Raw genomic sequence first — 20,920 nt, 5'->3', positions numbered from 1 at the left:
ATTTACTCGTCTTCGTTGAAAGAACAAACTGCGAATACGCTATAACCAGCATCGCGAATTTTCTGCGAACCACCCAGTTCAGGCAGATCAATAATGGTGGCGGTCTCCACCACATGGCCACCGCTGCGCTGAATGAGGTTGGCCGCTGCCAGCATAGTGCCACCGGTGGCAATCAGGTCATCCATCAGCAGAATACGATCGTCCGTTTGGAAGGCATCGGAATGCAGCTCCACTTCAGAATGACCGTACTCCAGGGTGTAGGTCTCGCTGATGGTTTTGAAGGGCAGTTTGCCCTTCTTGCGCACCGGTACAAAGCTGCAGCCCAACTCATAGGCGAGCGGTGCGCCAATAATAAAACCACGCGCATCGATGGCTGCAATGGCATCCAGGTTCATCTCCTGATAGCGGTGTACGAAGCTATCGATCAGCTTGCGAAAGGCCGCGCTATTTTGCAGCAATGGGGTGATGTCGCGAAAATTCACGCCCTGCTCAGGCCAATCGGGAACCGTGCGAATAACGGACTTAATGTAGTCGCCGTAGATGCTCATCGCGTCTCTCATTGAGTAATAAAAAAAGTGATAAGGGCTAGTTACCCTAGGAATAAAAATCTGGCCGCAAACAGCAGCGCTAGAATAATCACCGCCGGATTCAGATCGCCAAAGCGGCCCGACAGCGCCTTGATCGCCACGTAGCTAATAAAGCCTAGCGCGATGCCTTCGGCAATCGAGAACGTCAGCGGCATTGCCAGGGCGGCAATCAGTACCGGTGCGGCATCGGTGGGATCTTCCCAATTAGCATGAGCCAAACTTCCCGCCATCAGAACAGCCACATACAGAAGCGCACCCGCAGTTGCGTAGGCCGGAATCGAGCCCGCCAGCGGTGCGAAGAACAGGCTGATCAGGAACAAAAAACCGACGACTACCGCCGTTAAACCAGTGCGACCACCCGAGACGATACCCGACGTCGATTCAATGTAGCTCGTCGTGGTGGAAGTACCCAAGGCAGCGCCCGCCATTGAGGCAGTGCTATCGGCCATCATGGCGCGACCAATGCGCGGCAACTTGCCGTCTTTGTCTAGCAGTTTGCCGCGATGTGCGACACCGATCAGCGTACCCGAAGTATCAAATAGATCCACAAACAGGAAGGCAAAGATCACGCTTAGCATCGCCACGTCCAACGCGCCCATCAAATCCATGGCCATAAAGGTAGGGGCAATGGAGGGCGGCATCGACATTAGGCCACCGTACTCATTATGGCCAAGCACCATCGCTGCAACGGTCACGCCTAAGATACCAATCATCACTGCACCGGTAACCTTGAGGTATGCAAGCGCGGTAATCACAAAAAAGCCCAGCAGTGCATAAATAGCTGGCGGCTGTGAAAGGTCGCCCAGGGAAACAAAGGTCGCCGGGTTAGCGACCACAATACCGGCATTCTTAAGCGCAATCATCGCCAGGAAAAGTCCAATACCCGCGGCTATCCCCAAGCGTAATGTCATTGGAATGGAGTTAATGATCCACTCGCGAATTTTAAAAATGCTTAATAAAAAGAAGGTTAAACCGGAGAAGAAGACTGCCCCCAACGCAGCCTCCCAGGTATAACCCATCCCCAGTACAACGCCATAGGTGAAGAAGGCGTTCAAACCCATGCCTGGTGCCTGGGCAATAGGGTAATTGGCCCACAGGCCCATGACGAAACAACCAATCGCCGCCGCCAAGCAAGTCGCTACGAACACCGCGCCGTAGTCCATCCCCGCTTCTGAAAGAATGCTCGGGTTGACAAAAATGATGTAGGCCATCGTCAGGAAGGTGGTGATCCCGGCGATAACTTCTGTTTTCACGTTGGTTTTTTGCTCGGAGAGCTTGAAATAGTTATCCAGAAGTTTCATGAAGTTTGTTGTCCTTAGCCCTAACGTCGCATGACGTGTATGCGTTCTGGTGCTGAGAAAAGCCGCACATACTACCGAAACGCTCGCCTTGATGCGAGCGGCTCAACATGGCGACCAATGTCGGCGGAAACCGCCCCGCTGCCGAATACCAAGCAATCTTTAGGCCATGATCTAACCGATCGGTCAGCCCAACAACCAATAAACACCATTACCGCTGCTGTTGCGACAATACGCGCTCAACGGTTTCAACGATTACCTGGGTTTGCGGATCAATTTCGATATTGACCTGATCTCCCGGTGCCCTATCCTGAAGGGTGGTGCGCGACAGCGTCTCAGGAATTAAATTGACGCTAAACTCCACGGCGCCCCTCTCCGCGTGGCGTACATCGCCAATGGTCAAGCTAATACCGTCCACCCCGATATAGCCCTTTTCAAACACGAATCGGCCCAACCTTTCCGGCAGTGAAAACCACAGCCGACGGTTATTAGGCGCCTCTTCAATGGCCACGACTTCAGCCATGGAAATAATGTGGCCCGACATGGAATGCCCACCAATTTCATCTCCAAAGCGCGCAGCGCGCTCAATATTGACGCATTGCCCTGGGGTAATTGCACCAAGATTAGTCAATCGCAGCGTTTCACGCATCAAATCAAAACTAACGTTATCGCCCTCAATCGCCGTCACCGTTAAACAGACACCGTTATGGGCCACGGAGGCGCCGATCTCAAGCCCCTCGCGCATTGAAGGGGGCATTTCCACCACATGCACGCGAAAATCATCCAGCTCACGCACCGCCACTACCCTGGCCACGCCTAGCACAATGCCAGTAAACATAAGGCTGTTCTCTCCTAATGTAGTGAAAAACGTATAGTAAAAATAAAGTCGTCAAGAATGAGCAGTAAGAAGCATTGAGCCGTCAAAGTGCCAAGTCATTGGCGCAAGCTTACTACTGCTGCCTGAGATTTGTGCACCGCGTTGTTGGTTTTTCACTGCCCCATTCTACGCCATTCACATTCCTGTGGCTGTTAAGCGGGAGGTGTTTTCATCCAGTTAAAGACTGTTCAAGCACTACCAACAGAACTTAAAACCAAACCGTTCACAAATATTAGAAAATAATGCCATTTCACAGGGTAAAAACATAAAATACGACGGCCAAAATTGACAAGACAGCTATCCAACCCTAAAATTTTGCCTCAAATGTAATGACGCCGATTTGTACCCAGATTGCGGGCGTCCACTTGGTCACTGATTTAGTATTGGTTATTGACCCGGTGAAGTGCAGCTAAAAGGGTGTGTCCAGCGTTGATGGCCACCCATTAGGGTGGCCTTTTTTTATTCCCCGCCCTATCCTTAGCCGCCCTTTTTTAGTGACCCGAGAGCTTATCCCAACTGTTTTTAATCGCTTGGGTTGCACACTCCCGCACACTGTTTTCGGCCTACCGGTAAGGCAAACGCTATGATTGAACTTAGCAACGTTAGTAAAACCTATTTCAGCAATAACAGGGGCAGCGGTGCAAACGCCATCCATGCGCTCAAAAACGCTACCCTTACGGTACCCAAGGGTACGATTCACGGCGTCATCGGCCTGTCCGGCGCAGGCAAATCGACGCTCATCCGCTGCGTCAACTTGCTAGAGCGCCCCACCAGCGGCAGCGTGACGGTCGATGGTCAGGAAATGACACGCCTGAGTAATGCCGAGCTAAACCGTGCGCGCCATCGTATTGGCATGATCTTTCAACATTTTAATTTGCTGACCACACGCACCGTATTCGACAACGTTGCGCTACCCCTTGAGTTAATGGGGCAAAAACGCCACACCGTGCGCGATCGCGTTATTCCGCTGCTGGAGATGGTAGGTCTGGCGGATAAAGCCAACCAGTACCCTGCCCAGCTTTCCGGAGGACAAAAGCAGCGGGTAGCGATTGCTCGGGCCCTGGCCAGCAAGCCACAGGTACTCCTCTGCGATGAAGCAACCTCGGCTCTAGACCCACAAACCACCAGCTCAATACTGGAACTGCTGCGCGATATAAACCATCAACTGGGCATTACCATCCTGCTGATCACTCACGAGATGGAAGTGGTCAAATCGATTTGCCACCGGGTGAGCCTGATTTCGAATGGCGAACTGGTGGAGGACTCGGAAGTTGGCGACTTCTTTACCGCCCCACGCACCCAGCTGGGTCGTGAGTTTCTCAACGACTTCCTGCAGCTAACGCCGCCCAAAGAGCTGATCGAGAGACTCCTTGATGCCCCCGGCGAAAACACCCACCCCGTGGTACGCCTAACCTTCTCTGGCGATGCGGTCTCGACCCCGTTGATTTCACGCCTGGCGCGGGAGTGCGGGGTCGATGTGAGCATTTTACAAGCGAAAGTAGAGTCGATTCAGGAGCGTACCCTAGGTCTGATGATTGCGGAGCTACTGGGCTCTGCGGCGCAAACCCAGCAAGCCATGCACTATCTCGAATCCCATCAACTACAAGTGGAGGTACTCGGCCATGTCCAGCGCAATGATTGATTTAATTTTACAGGCCACGCTGGATACGCTTTATATGGTGGCCGTTTCAGGACTTATTTCCACCCTCGTTGGCCTGCCACTCGGCGTGATGCTCTACGTCACGCGCCCGCGGCAAATATTAGCGAAGCCAGTACTTAATCAAGTACTGAGCATTGTTACCAACATTGGACGCTCGATCCCGTTTATTATCTTGATGGTGGCGATCATTCCTTTCACGCGCATGCTGGTGGGCACCTCGATTGGTATTAATGCCGCATCAGTTCCGCTCACCATTGCCGCTATTCCGTTTGTCGCTCGGCTGGTCGAGGCAGCGCTTAACGAAATTTCCCCCGGGTTAATCGAAGCTGCCCAAGCCATGGGGGCAACCCCTTGGCAAATTATTCGCAAAGTACTGATTCCGGAAGCTCGTGGCGGCATCATGACCGGCTTAACCATCACCGTGGTCACACTGGTAAGCTACTCCGCCATGGCCGGTGCAGTGGGTGGCGGTGGCCTTGGCGACTTAGGCATTCGCTACGGCTACAACCGCTTTAACCCCACCATCATGCTGATTACGGTGGTGATCCTGGTTGTCATGGTGCAGGGGTTTCAGAGCCTGGGCGACTATCTGGTTCGCAAAAGTGATCGCAAATAGTAGTAAGCTCACCACCCATCTCTTATAACCAAAATGCATTAGACAACGGTTTTTTATTGCCGCATCATTGCACTATTAAGCACAACGTCACTGGAGAGACCTCATGCAAAAACTGATTATTGGTAGTCTTACCGCCCTGGCACTTGCAGTTAACGTCGCTAATGCTGAAACGCGCAGCATTAAAATGGGTACCGTTGCTGGCCCTGAGACCGAAGTGATGGAAGTGGCAGCACGTATTGCCAAAGAAGAGTACGACCTCGATGTGGAAATCATCGAGTTTACCGATTACGTTACCCCGAATGCCGCCCTGGCAGACGGCAGCCTGGACGCCAATGCTTACCAGCATGAGCCCTACTTGCAGTCGATGGTCGACGACCGTGGCTATGACCTGGCTATCGCTGGCTACACCTTCGTTTATCCCATTGGCGCTTACTCAGAAAAATACGACAGTATCGATGACCTGCCAGACGGCGCTCAAATCGCGCTGCCCAACGACCCATCAAATGAAGGTCGCGCGCTGATTCTGATGCACAACGAAGGCCTGATCACCCTCAACGATCCAGAATTCCTCGAATCCACGCCGATCGATATCGCTGAGAACCCCCGCGACTTCCGTTTCCGCGAGATCGAAGCCGCTCAGCTACCCCGAGTGCTGCCCGATGTGGACATGGCGTTCATCAACAACACCTTCGCACAACCGGCCGGTTTAAGCCTGGATGATGCCCTGATCAAAGAGGGCCCTGAGTCCCCTTACGTCAACCTGATCGCGGTTCGCGGCGGTGACGAAGAGCGTGAAGAGATTCGCCAGTTGGTCGACGCTTATCAGCGCGACGAAGTGATCGAGAAAGCCGAAGAGCTGTTCAAAGGCGCAGCCGTTCCTGGCTGGATCGAGTAATACCCCGATTAGCAGAAAATAGATACCATCCAGGCCGACACTCATATGCCGCCCATATGAATAAGTGTCGGCCTGTTGCGTTAGTAGCATAGGAGCCCACATGCAAAACAGCGTTGACTACCCACTTCTCAATCGCCAGCTTGAAGCGCTGCTCGATACACGCGATTGGCTCACCAACAGTGCGCAAACCTGTGCGTTTATTCACCAACAGCTTAGCGACTTAAACTGGGTAGGCTTTTATCTTCAGCGCCAGCCTGATGTGTTAGGTTTAGGCCCCTTCCAAGGGCAGCCCGCCTGCCATCCAATTCCCTTTAGCAAAGGCGTATGCGGCGCGGCCGCTCGCCACCAAACCACCCAGCGAGTGGACGACGTCCATGCGGTTGCCGACCACATTGCCTGCGACGCCAACTCTCGCTCCGAACTAGTGGTTCCCATCGTAGTGGATGGCCGCCTGTGGGGCGTATTGGATCTGGATAGCCCACTGCATACGCGCTTTACTCAACAAGACCAAGCAGGCGTCGAAGCCCTGGTCGCCACTTTTATGCGCCAAACTGACCTGCCCCACTTTGTTTAATCAAGCGCAAGTTTAGCGCTAGCTATTAAAAGCCTTAGCGACTAAAAAACCAAAGACGCTATCACACCCACGCAAAAACGCCCCAGGCATCGCTGCCTGGGGCGTTTCTGATAAAAGCTGGTAGGACCAGGCGGATTTGAACCGCCGACCTCCACGATGTCAACGTGGCGCTCTAACCAACTGAGCTATGGTCCTGAAAAGGGGTGTTAGCAAAAGACTGGTAGAACCAGGCGGATTTGAACCGCCGACCTCCACGATGTCAACGTGGCGCTCTAACCAACTGAGCTATGGTTCTATTACGCTATCTATTAGTCTATCTAGGCTATTAGTCTATCTAGAGCGCGCTACTTAGATAGCTGCGCGCTTTGCAACGGATGCATATCTTACGCTTTTATCACTGAATTGCAAGCTCTTTCCCATTACACGCCCTCTCCCTCCCGCGTTACACCCATGACGAGTAGATGTTCAATTCGACACCTGCAGCCTTCTAACGCTAGGCTTAGTGCTTCAATGCGCTGGGCGTTATCTACAGGGAGATAAACCATGCTGGGTATTTTGCTAGGAAGCATAGCGATTGTGCTGTTATTAGCGACGCTGATAGCACGCATACATTTACATTGGTGGTGGATTCGCAGTTTTGAATTTCCACGCCTGCAGATTGCTTTCCTGGCTTTAATCACTTGGCTATTAGCCGTTATCTTCGTTGAGCCCGGCCCCTGGCTATGGGTAGCTCTATTCGCCTCGGGCATCACTTTACTGTTCCAGCTCTACTACATTCTGCCCTGGACGCCACTCTGGCCGGTTCAGGTTAAAACGGCGGAAAGCAACGATTCAGATAAACGGATAACGCTGCTGATCGCCAACGTGCTGACCCCTAATCGGCAGGCTCAGGCGCTGATCGATATGATCAAACAGCACCAGCCGGATATTGTACTGACCCTGGAGTCAGACCAGTGGTGGCAGGATCAGTTGGATCCTGCCCTCGCAGAGCAGTGGCCACACAGCGTCAAGATCCCGCTCGACAACCTTTACGGCATGCACCTCTACTCGCACCTGGAACTTACCGATACTTCCGTTAAGTGGCTAATACAGGACGACATTCCGTCTATTCATACCCGAGTAACGCTTGCTAACGGCGATAGCATTCGTTTTTACGCACTCCACCCACGGCCACCGGCCCCCAGTGAGAGCGAAAAATCTTTATGGCGGGATGCTGAGCTGCTGTTAGTGGGCAAACAGATCCACAAAGATCCCCGGGCAACCCTGGTCGCCGGGGATCTGAACGATGTGGCCTGGTCACGCACTACTCGGCTTTTTTGCCGCGTGGGCGGCATGCTCGACCCACGCCGTGGACGGGGTTTATTCAGCACCTTCCACGCCAAATATCCCATGTTGCGCTGGCCCCTGGATCATATCTTCGTGACCGAGCACTTCACCTTGGTTGGTATGCAGCGACTGAACTACTTTGGCTCCGACCACTTTCCGATACTGGCCACCTTTTGCTACCGCCCCTCGCGCCAAGACGAGCATGAAACGCCCGAAGCGGATGCGGAGGAGCGCAGTGAAGCCAGCGAAACAATTCAGGAAGGCAAAACCGAGCGGCAAGAAACCTGAACCACAAGCCAACCTTAACGCTGCTTAAGGGTGTTACTCAGGGATACCTCCCTGAGTTAACGCGGCGGGATCCAGCAGTCGCTCAAGCGTCTCCCGGTCAAGATTCGTTTTCTCCTCGGCCACATCAATAATTGGCCGCCCCGCCTGGTAAGCCTCTTTGGCAATTGCCGCGGCGGCGTTGTAGCCAATAGCGCCATTTAACGCCGTCACCAAGATCGGATTTCTGGCCAATGGCCCTTTCAGGTTATCTTCACGCACCTTGAAAGTGGCAATCGCACGATCAGCCAGCAGCCGTGCGGTATTACTCATCAAGCTGATTGACGTAAGCAAATTGGAAGCCACCAGCGGCAACATCACATTTAGCTGGAAGTTACCGCTCTGCCCTGCGACGGTAATCGCACTATCCAGACCAATGACCTGCGCGGCAGCCTGGGCGGCTGACTCAGGAATCACGGGGTTCACCTTCCCCGGCATGATTGAACTGCCGGGCTGTAACGCCTCCAGCTCGATCTCACCCAACCCCGCCAGCGGGCCTGAATTCATCCAGCGCAAATCGTTGGCAATTTTCATAATCACGCAGGCCAAGCCTTTCAACTGGCCGGAAAGCTCTACCGCGGCATCCTGGGAAGAGAGGCTGGCAAAGAAGCTGTCATTAGGAGTGAACATCAACCCCGTCTGTTCGCTCAGCTCTTGGGCGACCTGTTCAGCAAAGCCGATAGGAGCATTAATGCCGGTGCCCACGGCGGTTCCGCCTTGAGCTAATCGGCACAGCCGTTTCATGGCGCTATCAATGCGCTCAATGGCCTGACCTAACTGGCTCGACCATGCGCCCAGCTCTTGATCCATACGCAGCGGCATGGCATCCATGAGATGGGTACGGCCGGTTTTTACCACATGGCTTAGCTCACTGGCGCGCTGGTCGATAGTGCTGCGCAGGTGAACGAGGGCGGGACGCAGCGATTCATGCACGGCGATAGCAGCCGACAGATGGATGGCCGTGGGAATCACGTCATTGCTGGACTGCCCCATATTGACGTGATCGTTCGGCGTCACCTCGACACCTTCCCGGCTTGCCAGGGTCGCCAACACTTCATTGACGTTCATATTGGTCGAGGTGCCTGAACCGGTTTGAAACACATCGATGGGAAAGTGTTGATCATGCTTACCTGTTAACACCTCGCGAGCCGCTTTTTGAATCGCCTCCCCACGCGCACTGTCAAGCCCTCCCAGGGTTTGATTAGCTCGGGCTGCCGCTAGCTTGATACGCGCGACTGCATGGATAAAGGCTGACGGCATAGGCGAATGAGAGACAGGGAAATTATTGATGGCCCGCTGAGTTTGGGCGCCATATAGGGCTTCAGAGGGCACTTCCAATTCGCCCATGCTATCGCGTTCTATCCGTGTTGCCATTGCTCTTACTCCCAACAGTGAAATTAACAGTGATGCCTATCTGAGCGCATAACCGGTCTATCGTTCGCTGGCTAAAGCCATGCTCTCTACCTTCAAGCTAGCTGGTTAGAGCATGCGGGTAAACATACGCTTGCCCCGCGGTTAGTAGATGCCAAAAACCAAATGTTGCACTGCACAAAAACAGTTGCTATGCTGCAACGCAAGATAGCTTAAAAAGCTACTCATTCAATCGGCAGCGCCAACCTCTGGATAGCTGCTTGTGCAAGACCAAACCCAGGAGGGTATGACGATGCGTACATTAAATACTAACGAAATGACTCAGCAGTTTGACAACATGTTTATGGCCCCAGTACGCGCCTACATGGCGTTGAGCATCGATTACAGCGAAAAAATGATCAACGCTCAGATGGATGCCAGCAAAGCCTATGTTGATACCGGCATCGCGCAAATGCGTCAAATGATGGACGTAAAAGACGCAGAAGGCTTGCGCAGCTATATGGAAGGTCAGCAAAAAGTGGTTAAAGAGCTGGCTGAGCGCGTTAAGGGCGATACCGATAAAGTCGTCTCTCTGCAGCAGGACTTTATCCAGAAAAGCCAGAAAATTACCGAAGACAACGTTAAGCAGGCGCAAACCGCTGCCAGCAAGTTGAGCAAAACTGCTTAATCGCTTATTGAAGCACTAAGCGAATAAAAATGTTTCATAAAACGCCCCTGCCGGCTCTCGCTGACAGGGGCGTTTTAGTCGTTGCCCATAGCATTTTAGATCCGCAGATTCACCAACCGAGGGCGGATTTCACAAACGGAATCGTCAATTTACGCTTAGCTGATAACGATGCCTTATCCAGGGTTTCCACCGCGCGGCACAGCTCACCTAATTCTCGCGGCCCACGATGCAAAATATAGCGCCCAACGTCATCAGGCAGTTGCATCCCTCTTACACTGGCGCGCAGCTTTAGCGCTGCTAAACGCTCGTCATCATCTTCCAAGGGGTGAACATGAAACGTTACCCCCCAGGTCAGGCGGGAAGCCAAATCCGGTAGCACCACGTTGAGCTGTCGTGGGGAGGCACTGGCTGCAATCACCAATTTCTTGCCCGCATCTCTTAGCCGGTTAAAAGCGTGAAACAGCGCCTCTTCCCAGCGCTTACGGCCAATCACGCACTCCAGGTCATCAATGGCGACCAGATCCAGGCGTTCGATGTCTTCCAGCATTAACGGCGGAAAGTGGCCCAAATCATACAGCGGCAAGTAAAGCGCTCGCTTATCTGCGTCAGACGCCGCATGACACGCCGCCTGAAGCAGATGGCTACGCCCTACCCCAGGCGCCCCCCACAGATAGAGAAACTGCTCACCCTCAGGGGTAAGCTGCTGGGTAAGGTGCTCAACCAGCGGCGTGTTCGAACGCGCCACATAGTAGTTATCAAAGGTTGCGTCATCGCGCAGGCCAATCCCCAAAGGAAGCTGTGCCGGTATTCGGCTCATGACGACTCCCCTTGATCTTTACGGCTATTTCCATCACGACTAGGGGCATCACGCCCAAACTCAGCAGAACTCACCTCAATGATTGGGGCATGCTTTTCGGTATTATTTTCATCGTACAGTTCGCTATGCTGATAACGAACTTTCACTTCTTTCAGCAGCACCAGGATTACCGCAGCAACAGGTAGCGCCAACAACACGCCGGTTAGGCCAAACAGGTTACCACCGGCCAGCACGGCGAATATAACCGCGACCGGGTGCAGGCCAATTTTATCCCCCAATAGCTTAGGCTGCAGAACTACGCTCTCAGCCATTTGGCCAATACTGAACACGATGATGACGCCCAGCACCGCCCACCAGGTAGCGTATTGGAATAGGGCAACAACCAGGGCAATCACCAAGCCAACAATAAAGCCCAAGAACGGTACAATACTGACCAACCCGGAGACAAAGCCGATCAGCAGGCCAAAATTAAGCCCCATCAACGTTAAGCCCACCGCATAAATAATCCCCAAACAGAGCATCACCAGCAATTGGCCACGTAAAAACGAAGACAGTACTTCATCGCAACGGCGCGCCAACCGGAAAGTATCATCCGCCCACTGGCGAGGCACGAGATTGGCAATATTGGCCAGTAAGCGATTCCAGTCCAACAGCAGATAGAAAGTAACCACAGGAATCAGCGCCACGTAGGTAATCCATGACGCAAACGCCATACCTGAGCGGCCAATTTGTCCTAACACCTGGGCTAAGTAGCCGCCCGCATCGCGCCAGTTTTCGACCAGCGTCTCCCGAGCATTGGTCAATTCCGCGGTTAAGTCATAACCGGTCCACTCTTGCACCTGTGGTGCGAGTCTGTTTTCTACCCAATTGAAGATACCCGGGATAGCTTCGCCCAGCTGTTTAAGTTGTTGAACAAGCAGCGGTATCAAGATCAACAGGCTCGCCACGAGGACGACCAGCAGTACTAAAAACACGCTGCTTACCGCGAAGGGTCGGTTCATGCCCCAGCGCTGAAAACGGTTAGCCAGCGGATCAGCTAAGTAAGCGAGAATCATCCCAGCAATAAAAGGCATCAGAACCGCGTCTAACAAATAAATTAACCCGCCTATTACCACCAAAAATAGGACACCCCACCAAGAATTCCGCATAGATCCCTCTCAAACGTGAATTTAATCCGCTTATTTGCACTTATCGTTACTATTGCACTTATCGCGACACATTTTACTGATTACACCTAACGCTCACTCGTTGCTACTATCCGTTCACTTATCCTTTCACTCGTTGCTACTGTTTTTACCACGCCACTACTATGCCGCAAATGAGCGAAAGTCGCTCGTATGCTTTTCATCGTGCGCGACAGCGGTGCGACCTGCGCCGCTGAGTGTTACAATCCGCTCCAGTTATCGTCTAGCACTGGCCAAGTCGCCAGCACTACCAGCACCGCTATTTGCTTCACAGGATCTGTCATGACCGAGACCCCCTCTTCTTCGGCTACTCCTTCCCTCAGCTACAAGGACGCAGGCGTCGATATTGATGCCGGTAACGCCTTAGTTGACCGCATTAAACACGTTGCCAAACGCACTACGCGCCCGGAAGTCATGGGCGGACTTGGCGGTTTCGGCGCACTATGCGAGATCCCCGCAGGCTATCGGCAGCCCGTGCTTGTCTCGGGTACCGATGGCGTCGGCACCAAGCTGCGTCTGGCAATGGATCTTGGCAAGCACGACACCATTGGCATTGATTTGGTCGCCATGTGTGTCAATGACCTCATCGTGGCCGGCGCGGAGCCGCTACTGTTTCTTGACTACTATGCCACGGGTAAGCTTGATGTGGATATTGCTGCTGACGTTGTTACCGGCATTGGCGCTGGTTGCGAACTGGCTGGCTGTGCCCTGGTAGGCGGAGAAACCGCCGAAATGCCGGGCATGTACGAAGGCAGCGACTACGATTTAGCGGGTTTTTGCGTAGGTGTGGTCGAGAAAGCGGACATTTTAGATGGCAGCAAAGTGGCCGAAGGCGATGTTATCTTGGGGCTTGCTTCCTCCGGGCCGCACTCAAACGGTTACTCGCTGATTCGTAAAATACTCGAGGTCAGCAACGCGTCGTTAGAGACCGACATCGACGGTAAAACCCTCGGCGATGCGCTGATGGCACCTACGCGCATCTATGTTAAATCGCTGCTCTCCTTAATGCGCAGCAGCGAGATTGCCGTGCACGCATTATCGCACATCACCGGCGGCGGCTTGTTGGAAAACATTCCCCGCGTGCTGCCCGACAACCTCGCGGCGCATATTGATATTGCCAGTTGGCAACGCCCAGCCGTGTTTGATTGGCTGCAGGCCAACGGCAACGTGAATGAAACCGAAATGCACCGCGTGCTCAATTGCGGTATTGGCATGGTTGTTGTGGTGCCGCAGCATCACGCAGAGCAAGCAGTGGCTCATCTGCAAGCCGAGGGCGAGTCCGTTTATCGTCTGGGCCAGATCGTTGCGCGCCAAGGGGACGCCGTTATTCTGGAGAACCTCTCGGCATGACCAATACGGACTACCAGAGCGATACCATTAAAGACGTCACGCCGGAGCCCCTCGGTGCGCGCCGCATTGTGGTACTTATCTCAGGCAGTGGCAGCAATCTGCAGGCGCTGATTGATGCTCAGTCCCACGACCGTTTAGGTGGTGGTGAGATTGTCGCGGTCATCTCTAATATCGCTGACGCTTATGGTTTGAAACGCGCCCACGAAGCAGGCATTGAAGCGGTTGCGCTACCCCACCGGGAATACGATAGTCGCGAAGCCTACGATGGCGCCTTGATCAAAGTCATTGAGCGCCACGAGCCGGATCTGATTGTACTGGCAGGCTTTATGCGCATTTTGACGCCTCGCTTTGTGCAGCGCTTCCTGGGCCGAATGCTGAATATCCACCCTTCGCTACTGCCAGCTTATCAAGGGCTCAACACTCACGCCCGTGCGCTGACAGATGGGGCTGCCAGCCATGGTTGTAGCGTTCACTTTGTGACCGAAGAGCTGGACGGTGGCCCAGTGGTACTGCAAGCGGAACTGCTAGTGACCAGTGACGACACCGCTGAAACGCTGCAAGAGAAGGTTCGCGCCCGGGAACATCTGATCTATCCGATCGCGGTGCAGTGGTTTTTGGAAGGTCGGCTGCAGTTCAGCGCCGAAGGTGCCAAGATGGATGGCCATCTACTGCCGGAACACGGCATGCGGCTCTCCCACGCCGACGCAGCGGAAGAGCTTGATGAAGACCTTGATGAAAAGCTCGACGAAGAGTCTCAGGGCTAGACTGGTATCATCACCATAAGCATTAAAAAGCGCCTTACGGTTTTGCCTTAAGGCGCTTTCTCGTAGCAGTGCATTGCGTAAACTAGGTACGCGGCAAGGTCACACCACGCTGACCCATATACTTGCCGCCGCGGTCTTTATACGACGTTTCGCACACTTCATCAGACTCTAAGAACAGCATCTGCGCGACGCCCTCATGGGCATAGATTTTCGCTGGCAGATTGGTGGTGTTAGAGAATTCCAAGGTAACGTGGCCTTCCCATTCGGGCTCCAGCGGCGTCACGTTAACAATAATGCCACAGCGCGCATAGGTGGATTTACCCAGGCAAATCGTGAGCACGTTACGGGGAATACGGAAGTACTCCACCGTGCGCGCCAGCGCGAATGAGTTGGGCGGAATAATGCACACGTCGCCTTTAATATCGACAAAGCTTTTTGCGTCGAACGCCTTGGGATCAACGATCGCTGAGTGAATATTAGTGAAGACTTTGAATTCATCTGAGCAGCGCACGTCATAGCCATAGCTAGACGTGCCGTAGGAGATCACCCGCTGGTCATTCACATAGCGCACTTGCTCGGCTTCAAACGGCTCGATCATCGCGTCGCTTTTGGCCATGCGACGAATCCAATTATCAGATTTGATACTCATTTATTTCGTTATCACTCACTAAAGGAAATAGTTGGGCCGTCGCCTTGGTTAACGCTCACCGCCTCAGCGACTTTTTTGGCAATAGCCGCAAAGGTTTGGCTCACCGAGCCTTCAGGTTCAGACACTACGCTTGGGCGTCCCGAATCCGTTAACTCTCGGATGGAGAGCGTCAGCGGCAGTCGTCCAAGCACTTGGGTATCGTACTCTTCGGCAATGCTGTCGCCACCGCCGGTGCCAAAAATAGCCGCCTCATGACCGCAATTTTCGCAGTGGTAGAGGCTCATATTCTCCACCACGCCAAGCACCGGCACATTAACCTTACGGAACATTTCGATCCCTTTACGGGCATCTAACAGCGCAATGTCCTGTGGGGTGGTCACAATCACCGCGCCAGCGACCGGTACTTTCTGGGCCAGGGTCAGTTGGATATCACCGGTACCTGGGGGCATGTCGATCAACAGAAAATCGAGATTGTCCCACTGGGTTTGCGTCAGCATCTGCTGGAAGGCGCCCACCACCATTGGCCCGCGCCACACCATCGGCTCGCGGGTATTGACCATAAACGCCATCGACATGGCCTGAATGCCATGGGCCTGGAGCGGCAGGAACCGGTCATTACTGGCCGCCTGGGGGCGCGTGCCCTCTTTAACACCAAGCATCTGTGCCTGACTGGGCCCATAGATATCCGCATCCAGGACGCCTACTCGATAGCCCTGTGCTGAGAGCGCTAATGCCAGGTTCACGGTGACGGTGGATTTTCCCACGCCCCCCTTACCCGATGCCACTGCAATAATATGCTTAACCCCATCCATTCAATGGCACTCCTCGTTTAGGCTTTTACTTTCTGAAATTAACGTTGAGTGAATGATACGCTTCACAGTCCCAATCATAAACCTACAACAAGAGGGCGGATGCCGGTTCTCCGACATCCGCCCTTAGGTTACTGGCGCGAAAGGCCCCTAACCGCCCTACTTTCTAGCCTCTTATTATCCAGCGTTTTGCTGAGACTCTTCACTACCACCATCGCTATCATTGGCGCTCTCATTTGAAGAGCTCTCATTTGAAGCGTCTTGATCTGACGAACTCTTCTCTGTTGAACTCTCCTCTGTTGTTGAAGAGTTTTCAGAACCGCCGTTCTGTGAAGAACTGCCCTGTGCGGATGAGGTAGCCTCACTTGCGGACTGTTCCGCATCGGCCAAACGGCTATCGAGAGTCGACAGTTCATCGCGCCATTCGCTTAACTGGCTCTCCAAACGCTCCAGTTGATTTTCACGCTGCTCGATATCACTCTCGACGCTGGCCACTTCTTCGCGCCCCATATCCAGAGCGACCATTACGTCATCCAGCTCACCGCGCACCTGACTCAGACTCTGCTCTTCCTCTTCGCGTAGCGCCGTTAGCGAATCAACATCATTTTGCAGCTCATCGCGCTCGCTAGTGAGTGAATCACGCTCATTTTTTAGCTCATCAAGCTCGCTTTGAGCAGCCGAAATTTCTTCTTCCAAGCTGCTTAGCTGTTCGTTGGCTTGGCTAATCTGTTCTTCAAGCGAAGATAACTCTTCTTGAGTAGCACCCAGCTCTTCAACCGCGTCTTGGCGCTGCTGCTCAGCTTCCTGACGGGCAGCCTCAGCTTCCTGGCGAGCTTCTTCAGCGCTAGAACGCGCCTCCTCTACTTGCTGGAGGGCGCTCTCCGCCTCATCCCGAGTACTGGTTATTTCGTCACGCTCTTCGCGCAACGCGGTCATTTCGCTCTCAGCGCTCTCTACTTGGTCATTAAGCGAGGCAACTTCTTCTTCCAGCGCAGCTCGCTCAGACTCAAGCTCTTCTAAACGCGACTCTACATCACTGACGTTACCTTGAGCACTTTCAAGCGACGAACTCGCTTCTTGCTGCTGCGCTTCCAGGGATGCCATCTCCTCCTGAAGGGCAGCTAAATTGCTTTCAGCTTCCTCGATTTCGTTAATACGCTGGCTCATTTGGCTGTTCTCTTGCTCAGCGCTGGCGAGCTGCTCTTCAAGACTATCAACGCGATCCTGGCGGGAGCCTGCATTGGACTGGGCCATAATCGCCCAAATAACCGCAATGGCGGCGATACCGGCAATGGCTTTTACCCGGTTATCCTGAAATAAGGTTTTCATATCCGACTTTTTAGCCGGCTCTGGCTTGTGGGCTGGTGACTGGTGATCCGAGTGGTTTGCTTCCGACATTATGCGTTCCTCTATGGTCTAGGCTAACGTTTGTCCAAGCTAACGATAATCAAGTACGTAAATAATGCGCTAACCGTGGATGATCTCTCCCTTCAGCATACACAGCTCTCTGCATCTAGCCAGTCTGTTTGCAAAATCGTGTACAAATGTTTCAGAAGTGTTACCACTCGAACAGACATACCCACCGCTTAGCCTGAAGGTGGATGCTTTCCCTCATGGAAGCCTGAAGCTTCTCCATTATGCGCATCAAACCAAGCCAGTGTGGTATGCAGGGATACCACGCTGCCCACTATCATTAGCGTAGGCGGTTTAATATGACCCGCCAAGAAAGCATCAGGTAGCGCCAATAACGTACCAACGTGGGTAAGCTGTTGGCGGGTGGTTCCCTGCTCGATGAGCGCCAACGGTGTTTCGGGCGCCAAACCGTGCTCAATCAGCGCTTGGCTGATTACCCTAACGCTGCCTAGCCCCATATAAAACACTAAGGTTTGCCCAGGCCGCGCTAGCGCATCCCAGTCAAGCTCACACTCCCCTTGCTGTAAATGCCCGGTGACAAAACGCACCGACTGGGCGTGATCGCGATGCGTTAAGGGAATCCCTGCATACGCGGCGCAACCTGAGGCTGCTGTCACCCCTGGAATCACTTCCACGCTCACTTGCGCCGCCACCAACGCCTCAAGCTCTTCTCCACCACGGCCAAAAATGAACGGATCACCGCCTTTCAAGCGCACGACGCGCTTACCCTGCTGGGCCCACTTCACAAGCGCTTGATTAATGCCCTCTTGGGGGACGCTGTGCAGCGAGCGTGCCTTACCCACATAAAATCGCTGCGCCTCGCTGGGTATAAAGGCGATAATTTCATCGCTAACCAAGCGGTCGTAAAGCACCACTTCAGCGGACTGAAGGCGTTTATACGCTTTTAGCGTTAACAACTCCGGATCGCCAGGGCCCGCGCCCACTAGACTTACCAAGCCGTATGGCTGAGACGTTTGCTCTCGTCCTGCTTCCAAGAATTCACCTCAGGAATAAAAAAGATTTTTAATATGCAAAAAAGTAATTAATTTTACCACTAAATACCAATAACGCCTTGTCTATTGCTTAGAAGACAATCGAATGTATATAAAAAAAGAATATCTATATTCTAAAAAAATATAGATAATGCTCATTTTGTCTGCAATGGCTTACATCCTGATTACGTATTTAGGGCTAATCTTCACGATCGAATTTAAATTGGCACATGTTTGGAGATTCACGCATGCCCGTGAATGATATAGACGCACCCGAGCAAGTCAGTGCAGACCACCTTGTACCCCACATACCCGGCGTTATCTTTCAGTTTCACCGTGCGCGCAATGGTCATATGCGGTTTCCCTATTTAGAGGGCGGTGGCGTGGCTCTCAAACATATTGACCGGGAGCTGCTTGCCGAAAATGCGGGCCAGCTGGTTGAGCAACTGACCGGCAACGACCACCCCAAAATAATGTCCGCGATAGAGCGCTCAGCGCGCTGGATGCTGCCTCTCACCACACGCTTTCGGCTTCCGTTTCCAAAAGAAAAACCTCACTGGATTGCGGTAAGCGCCAAACCCACGCCCGTTGACGATGGCGTGCAGTGGAACGGCATAATGATGGACATCAGCGACCAAGTCGGCGAAGAGCAGCGGCTTCGCAAGTTATGCGATACCGACCCCCTGACGCAACTGCCCAATCGGCGCAAACTGATGATGCACTTGACCCATGTTGCTTCGCTTAGTACCCGCCACGGTACACCGCTCTCCATCATGATGATCGATATTGATCACTTTAAACGTCTTAACGACCGCTGGGGCCACCTACATGGGGATGACGTGCTTAAACAGTTAGCGACCCACACCCAGTCGCTACTGCGCTGTGAAGATATGGTGGCTCGGCTGGGAGGAGAAGAGTTCATGGTAGTGCTGCCGCTCACGCCGCTGCAGCAATGCCATGCACTTGCCGACCGCTTGCGCCAGGCCATCAGTGTGCACGACTTCGGCATGGGGCCAGGCCAGGTGACGCTAAGTATTGGAGTGGCCGAATATCGCTGCGGCGAACCCCTAACGAGCCTGATCGAGCGGGCCGACCAGGCGCTGTATAGCGCCAAAGACGTTGGTCGCGACTGCGTTTGCCATATACGCTGATAGGAAATCCCCCATTGCAGGAGCCAAACAATGACAAGGCTAGCCGACGCCATTTGTGAGCCGTGTAGCAAAGATGCTCAGCCGCTAAGCAAAGATGAAGCCCAAGAGCGGCTAAAAAGCCTCAGCCAGTGGCAGATTGTCGAGCACGATGGCATCATGAAGCTGTCACGAAGTTTTAAATTCCGTGACTTTGCCAGCGCGTTGGCGTTTACCCAAAGCGTTGGCGAGATTGCCGAGCAGGCTGGCCATCACCCCGTTATCGTGACTGAGTGGGGCAAAGCCACCGTCACGTGGTGGTCTCATGCTATTAAAGGCCTGCATCTTAATGACTTCATTCTTGCCGCCAGAACCGACGAGGTAGCCGAATAAATGTTTGAGCATATTGAGCGAGTCCCAGGAGACGCCATTCTCGGGCTGATCGAAGCTTTCAAAAAAGATACCAATCCGCAAAAAGTGGATCTAGGTGTTGGTGTTTACCGCGATACCCAAGGCAATACGCCGGTAATGCGCGCCGTTAAGGAAGCAGAAGCTCGCCTGCTCAAGAATGAAACGACGAAAACCTATATCGGTTCTCACGGTGCCCCCAGCTATGGGGAAGTAGTCCTTCCCATGGTGTTTGGCGCTGAGTCACCGGTACTGAAAGCCAACCGTGCCAGCGCTACCCAGTCGCCTGGCGGCACCGGCGCCCTGCGTTTAGCAGCTGACTTCATCGCTTCACAGCTGCCGGGCAAAGGTATCTGGGTAAGCGACCCAACCTGGCCCAACCACCACGGTATTTTTACCGCGGCGGGTATTGCACTGCATAAATACCCCTATGTAGACCCCGACAACCGTCTCGACTTTGACGGTATGCGCACAGCGCTGAAAAGCATTCCAGAAGGCGATGTGGTGGTACTCCACGCCTGCTGCCACAACCCGACCGGGTTTGATCTTTCCCACGCCCAGTGGCAGGAAGTGCTAGAGATCGTCCGTGAACGTAAGCTGCTGCCGTTGATCGACTTTGCCTATCAGGGCTTTGGCGAAGGGCTGGACGAGGACGCTTACGGCGTTCGCCTGCTGGCAGAAAACCTCGACGAAGCGATCATCACCAGCTCTTGCTCGAAGAACTTCGGTATTTATTGCGAGCGTACCGGTTGTTTGATCATGGTGGCAAAAGACAGCGAGCAGATGGACAACATTCGCTCACAGGCCGCGATCGTGGCCCGGGAAAACTACTCAAATCCGCCTGCTCACGGTGGCGCTATCGTCAGCGAGATTCTTCATGACCCAGAGCTGACTGCGCTATGGCGCGAAGAGCTCACCGAAATGCGCGACCGTATTAACACCCTGCGTCGCGACTTCGTAGAAGCCCTGAAGCCTTACGGGCTGGATGAAAAATACGCCTGCGTGGCAGAGCAGCGGGGCATGTTCTCCTACACCGGCTTAACGCCTGAACAGGTGGATCGTCTACGCGATGAGTTTGGCATCTACATGGTGCGCTCAGGCCGCGCCAACGTAGCAGGCTTCTCCCAGGAGAACCTGCCCTACTTGGCCAAAGCGATCGCCGCTGTCAACGACTAGGTAGCATCCCAGTACTTAACAAGTACTACCGCACTA

At 53.5% G+C, this 20,920-nt stretch carries 21 protein-coding genes and 2 tRNA genes; 11 read left to right on the top strand and 12 right to left on the bottom strand.

The genetic code is table 11. From position 1 onward, the window contains the following. Positions 1-2: 2 nt before the first annotated feature. The 3 genes from JI62_RS09950 to JI62_RS09940 form a co-directional block, all read right to left on the bottom strand. The gene (locus tag JI62_RS09950; RefSeq protein WP_088700007.1) at positions 3-548 is read right to left on the bottom strand and encodes an adenine phosphoribosyltransferase; all 546 of its coding nucleotides are present in this window, start codon (positions 546-548) and stop codon (positions 3-5) included. Positions 549-589: 41 nt separating this feature from the next. Next, positions 590-1,888, bottom strand: coding sequence for an NCS2 family permease (locus JI62_RS09945; RefSeq protein WP_088700006.1), 1,299 nt, complete (start codon positions 1,886-1,888; stop codon positions 590-592). Between the two features lie 208 nt (positions 1,889-2,096). Next, the gene (locus JI62_RS09940; RefSeq protein ID WP_088700005.1) at positions 2,097-2,723 is read right to left on the bottom strand and encodes a riboflavin synthase subunit alpha; all 627 of its coding nucleotides are present in this window, start codon (positions 2,721-2,723) and stop codon (positions 2,097-2,099) included. A gap of 622 nt (positions 2,724-3,345) precedes the next feature. On the opposite strand from JI62_RS09940, the gene JI62_RS09935 reads away from it, so the two are divergent. The 4 genes from JI62_RS09935 (at position 3,346) to JI62_RS09920 (ending at position 6,507) form a co-directional block, all read left to right on the top strand. Then, a complete protein-coding gene (locus JI62_RS09935; RefSeq protein WP_088700004.1) occupies positions 3,346-4,404 on the top strand; it encodes a methionine ABC transporter ATP-binding protein in 1,059 nt (352 codons plus the stop codon). After that, the gene (locus JI62_RS09930) at positions 4,385-5,038 is read left to right on the top strand and encodes a methionine ABC transporter permease (protein ID WP_088700003.1); all 654 of its coding nucleotides are present in this window, start codon (positions 4,385-4,387) and stop codon (positions 5,036-5,038) included. The genes JI62_RS09935 and JI62_RS09930 overlap by 20 nt, the downstream gene beginning before the upstream one ends. A 103-nt stretch (positions 5,039-5,141) precedes the next feature. Continuing rightward, the gene (locus tag JI62_RS09925) at positions 5,142-5,933 is read left to right on the top strand and encodes a MetQ/NlpA family ABC transporter substrate-binding protein (RefSeq protein ID WP_007114419.1); all 792 of its coding nucleotides are present in this window, start codon (positions 5,142-5,144) and stop codon (positions 5,931-5,933) included. A 100-nt stretch (positions 5,934-6,033) separates the two neighbouring features. Beyond that, a complete protein-coding gene (locus JI62_RS09920; RefSeq protein ID WP_088700002.1) occupies positions 6,034-6,507 on the top strand; it encodes a GAF domain-containing protein in 474 nt (157 codons plus the stop codon). A gap of 118 nt (positions 6,508-6,625) precedes the next feature. Here JI62_RS09920 and JI62_RS09915 read toward each other — a convergent pair. Then, a tRNA-Val gene (locus JI62_RS09915) sits at positions 6,626-6,702 on the bottom strand. A gap of 23 nt (positions 6,703-6,725) precedes the next feature. After that, positions 6,726-6,802 (bottom strand) — tRNA-Val (locus tag JI62_RS09910). A 248-nt stretch (positions 6,803-7,050) separates the two neighbouring features. Here JI62_RS09910 and JI62_RS09905 point away from each other — a divergent pair. Beyond that, positions 7,051-8,121: an endonuclease/exonuclease/phosphatase family protein gene (locus JI62_RS09905; protein ID WP_088700001.1), complete on the top strand. Its 1,071-nt coding sequence runs from the start codon at positions 7,051-7,053 to the stop codon at positions 8,119-8,121. A gap of 33 nt (positions 8,122-8,154) precedes the next feature. On the opposite strand, the gene JI62_RS09900 is transcribed toward JI62_RS09905, so the two are convergent. After that, positions 8,155-9,531 carry a class II fumarate hydratase gene (locus JI62_RS09900; RefSeq protein ID WP_088700000.1) on the bottom strand — a complete coding sequence of 459 codons (1,377 nt, stop codon included), beginning with the start codon at positions 9,529-9,531 and terminating at the stop codon, positions 8,155-8,157. 289 nt (positions 9,532-9,820) lie between these two features. Between JI62_RS09900 and JI62_RS09895 the strand changes: the two genes are divergently transcribed. Next, entirely contained in the window at positions 9,821-10,195 is a 375-nt protein-coding gene (locus JI62_RS09895; protein ID WP_088699999.1) for a phasin family protein, read from the top strand. A 109-nt stretch (positions 10,196-10,304) separates the two neighbouring features. Here JI62_RS09895 and hda read toward each other — a convergent pair whose 3' ends face one another. Beyond that, positions 10,305-11,012 (bottom strand): DnaA regulatory inactivator Hda, encoded by a 708-nt coding sequence (hda, locus tag JI62_RS09890; RefSeq protein ID WP_088699998.1) that lies wholly within the window; start codon positions 11,010-11,012, stop codon positions 10,305-10,307. After that, positions 11,009-12,160 carry an AI-2E family transporter gene (locus JI62_RS09885; RefSeq protein ID WP_240513204.1) on the bottom strand — a complete coding sequence of 384 codons (1,152 nt, stop codon included), beginning with the start codon at positions 12,158-12,160 and terminating at the stop codon, positions 11,009-11,011. Before JI62_RS09885 ends, hda begins: the two co-directional genes overlap by 4 nt. 318 nt (positions 12,161-12,478) lie before the next feature. Here JI62_RS09885 and purM point away from each other — a divergent pair, with 318 nt between their 5' ends. Further along, positions 12,479-13,546, top strand: a complete 1,068-nt coding sequence (gene purM / locus JI62_RS09880; RefSeq protein ID WP_088699997.1) for a phosphoribosylformylglycinamidine cyclo-ligase — start codon at positions 12,479-12,481, stop codon at positions 13,544-13,546. After that, positions 13,543-14,310, top strand: a complete 768-nt coding sequence (purN, locus tag JI62_RS09875; RefSeq protein ID WP_088699996.1) for a phosphoribosylglycinamide formyltransferase — start codon at positions 13,543-13,545, stop codon at positions 14,308-14,310. The genes purM and purN overlap by 4 nt, the downstream gene beginning before the upstream one ends. 82 nt (positions 14,311-14,392) lie before the next feature. On the opposite strand, the gene dcd is transcribed toward purN, so the two are convergent. From dcd to cobA, 4 genes are all read right to left on the bottom strand, one after another. Continuing rightward, entirely contained in the window at positions 14,393-14,959 is a 567-nt protein-coding gene (gene dcd, locus JI62_RS09870) for a dCTP deaminase (RefSeq protein WP_035579668.1), read from the bottom strand. An 11-nt stretch (positions 14,960-14,970) separates the two neighbouring features. Further along, positions 14,971-15,771 (bottom strand): iron-sulfur cluster carrier protein ApbC, encoded by an 801-nt coding sequence (gene apbC, locus JI62_RS09865; RefSeq protein WP_088699995.1) that lies wholly within the window; start codon positions 15,769-15,771, stop codon positions 14,971-14,973. A 174-nt stretch (positions 15,772-15,945) separates the two neighbouring features. Beyond that, positions 15,946-17,166, bottom strand: a complete 1,221-nt coding sequence (locus tag JI62_RS09860) for a kinesin (protein WP_088699994.1) — start codon at positions 17,164-17,166, stop codon at positions 15,946-15,948. 188 nt (positions 17,167-17,354) lie between these two features. Next, the gene (cobA, locus tag JI62_RS09855; protein ID WP_240513203.1) at positions 17,355-18,176 is read right to left on the bottom strand and encodes a uroporphyrinogen-III C-methyltransferase; all 822 of its coding nucleotides are present in this window, start codon (positions 18,174-18,176) and stop codon (positions 17,355-17,357) included. Between the two features lie 245 nt (positions 18,177-18,421). On the opposite strand from cobA, the gene JI62_RS09850 reads away from it, so the two are divergent. The 3 genes from JI62_RS09850 to JI62_RS09840 are packed head-to-tail and all read left to right on the top strand — an operon-like array spanning position 18,422 to position 20,884. Beyond that, positions 18,422-19,324, top strand: a complete 903-nt coding sequence (locus tag JI62_RS09850) for a GGDEF domain-containing protein (RefSeq protein ID WP_088699993.1) — start codon at positions 18,422-18,424, stop codon at positions 19,322-19,324. 30 nt (positions 19,325-19,354) lie between these two features. Further along, on the top strand, positions 19,355-19,693 hold the full coding sequence (locus tag JI62_RS09845; protein ID WP_088699992.1) for a 4a-hydroxytetrahydrobiopterin dehydratase: 339 nt from the start codon (positions 19,355-19,357) through the stop codon (positions 19,691-19,693). Continuing rightward, positions 19,694-20,884 (top strand): aromatic amino acid transaminase, encoded by a 1,191-nt coding sequence (locus JI62_RS09840; RefSeq protein ID WP_088699991.1) that lies wholly within the window; start codon positions 19,694-19,696, stop codon positions 20,882-20,884. Positions 20,885-20,920: the final 36 nt, after the last annotated feature.

It is taken from the genome of Halomonas campaniensis, assembly GCF_002211105.1.
GTDB classification, from domain to species: Bacteria; Pseudomonadota; Gammaproteobacteria; order Pseudomonadales; family Halomonadaceae; genus Vreelandella; species Vreelandella campaniensis_A.
This window is presented reverse-complemented; position numbering and strand designations above follow the sequence as displayed.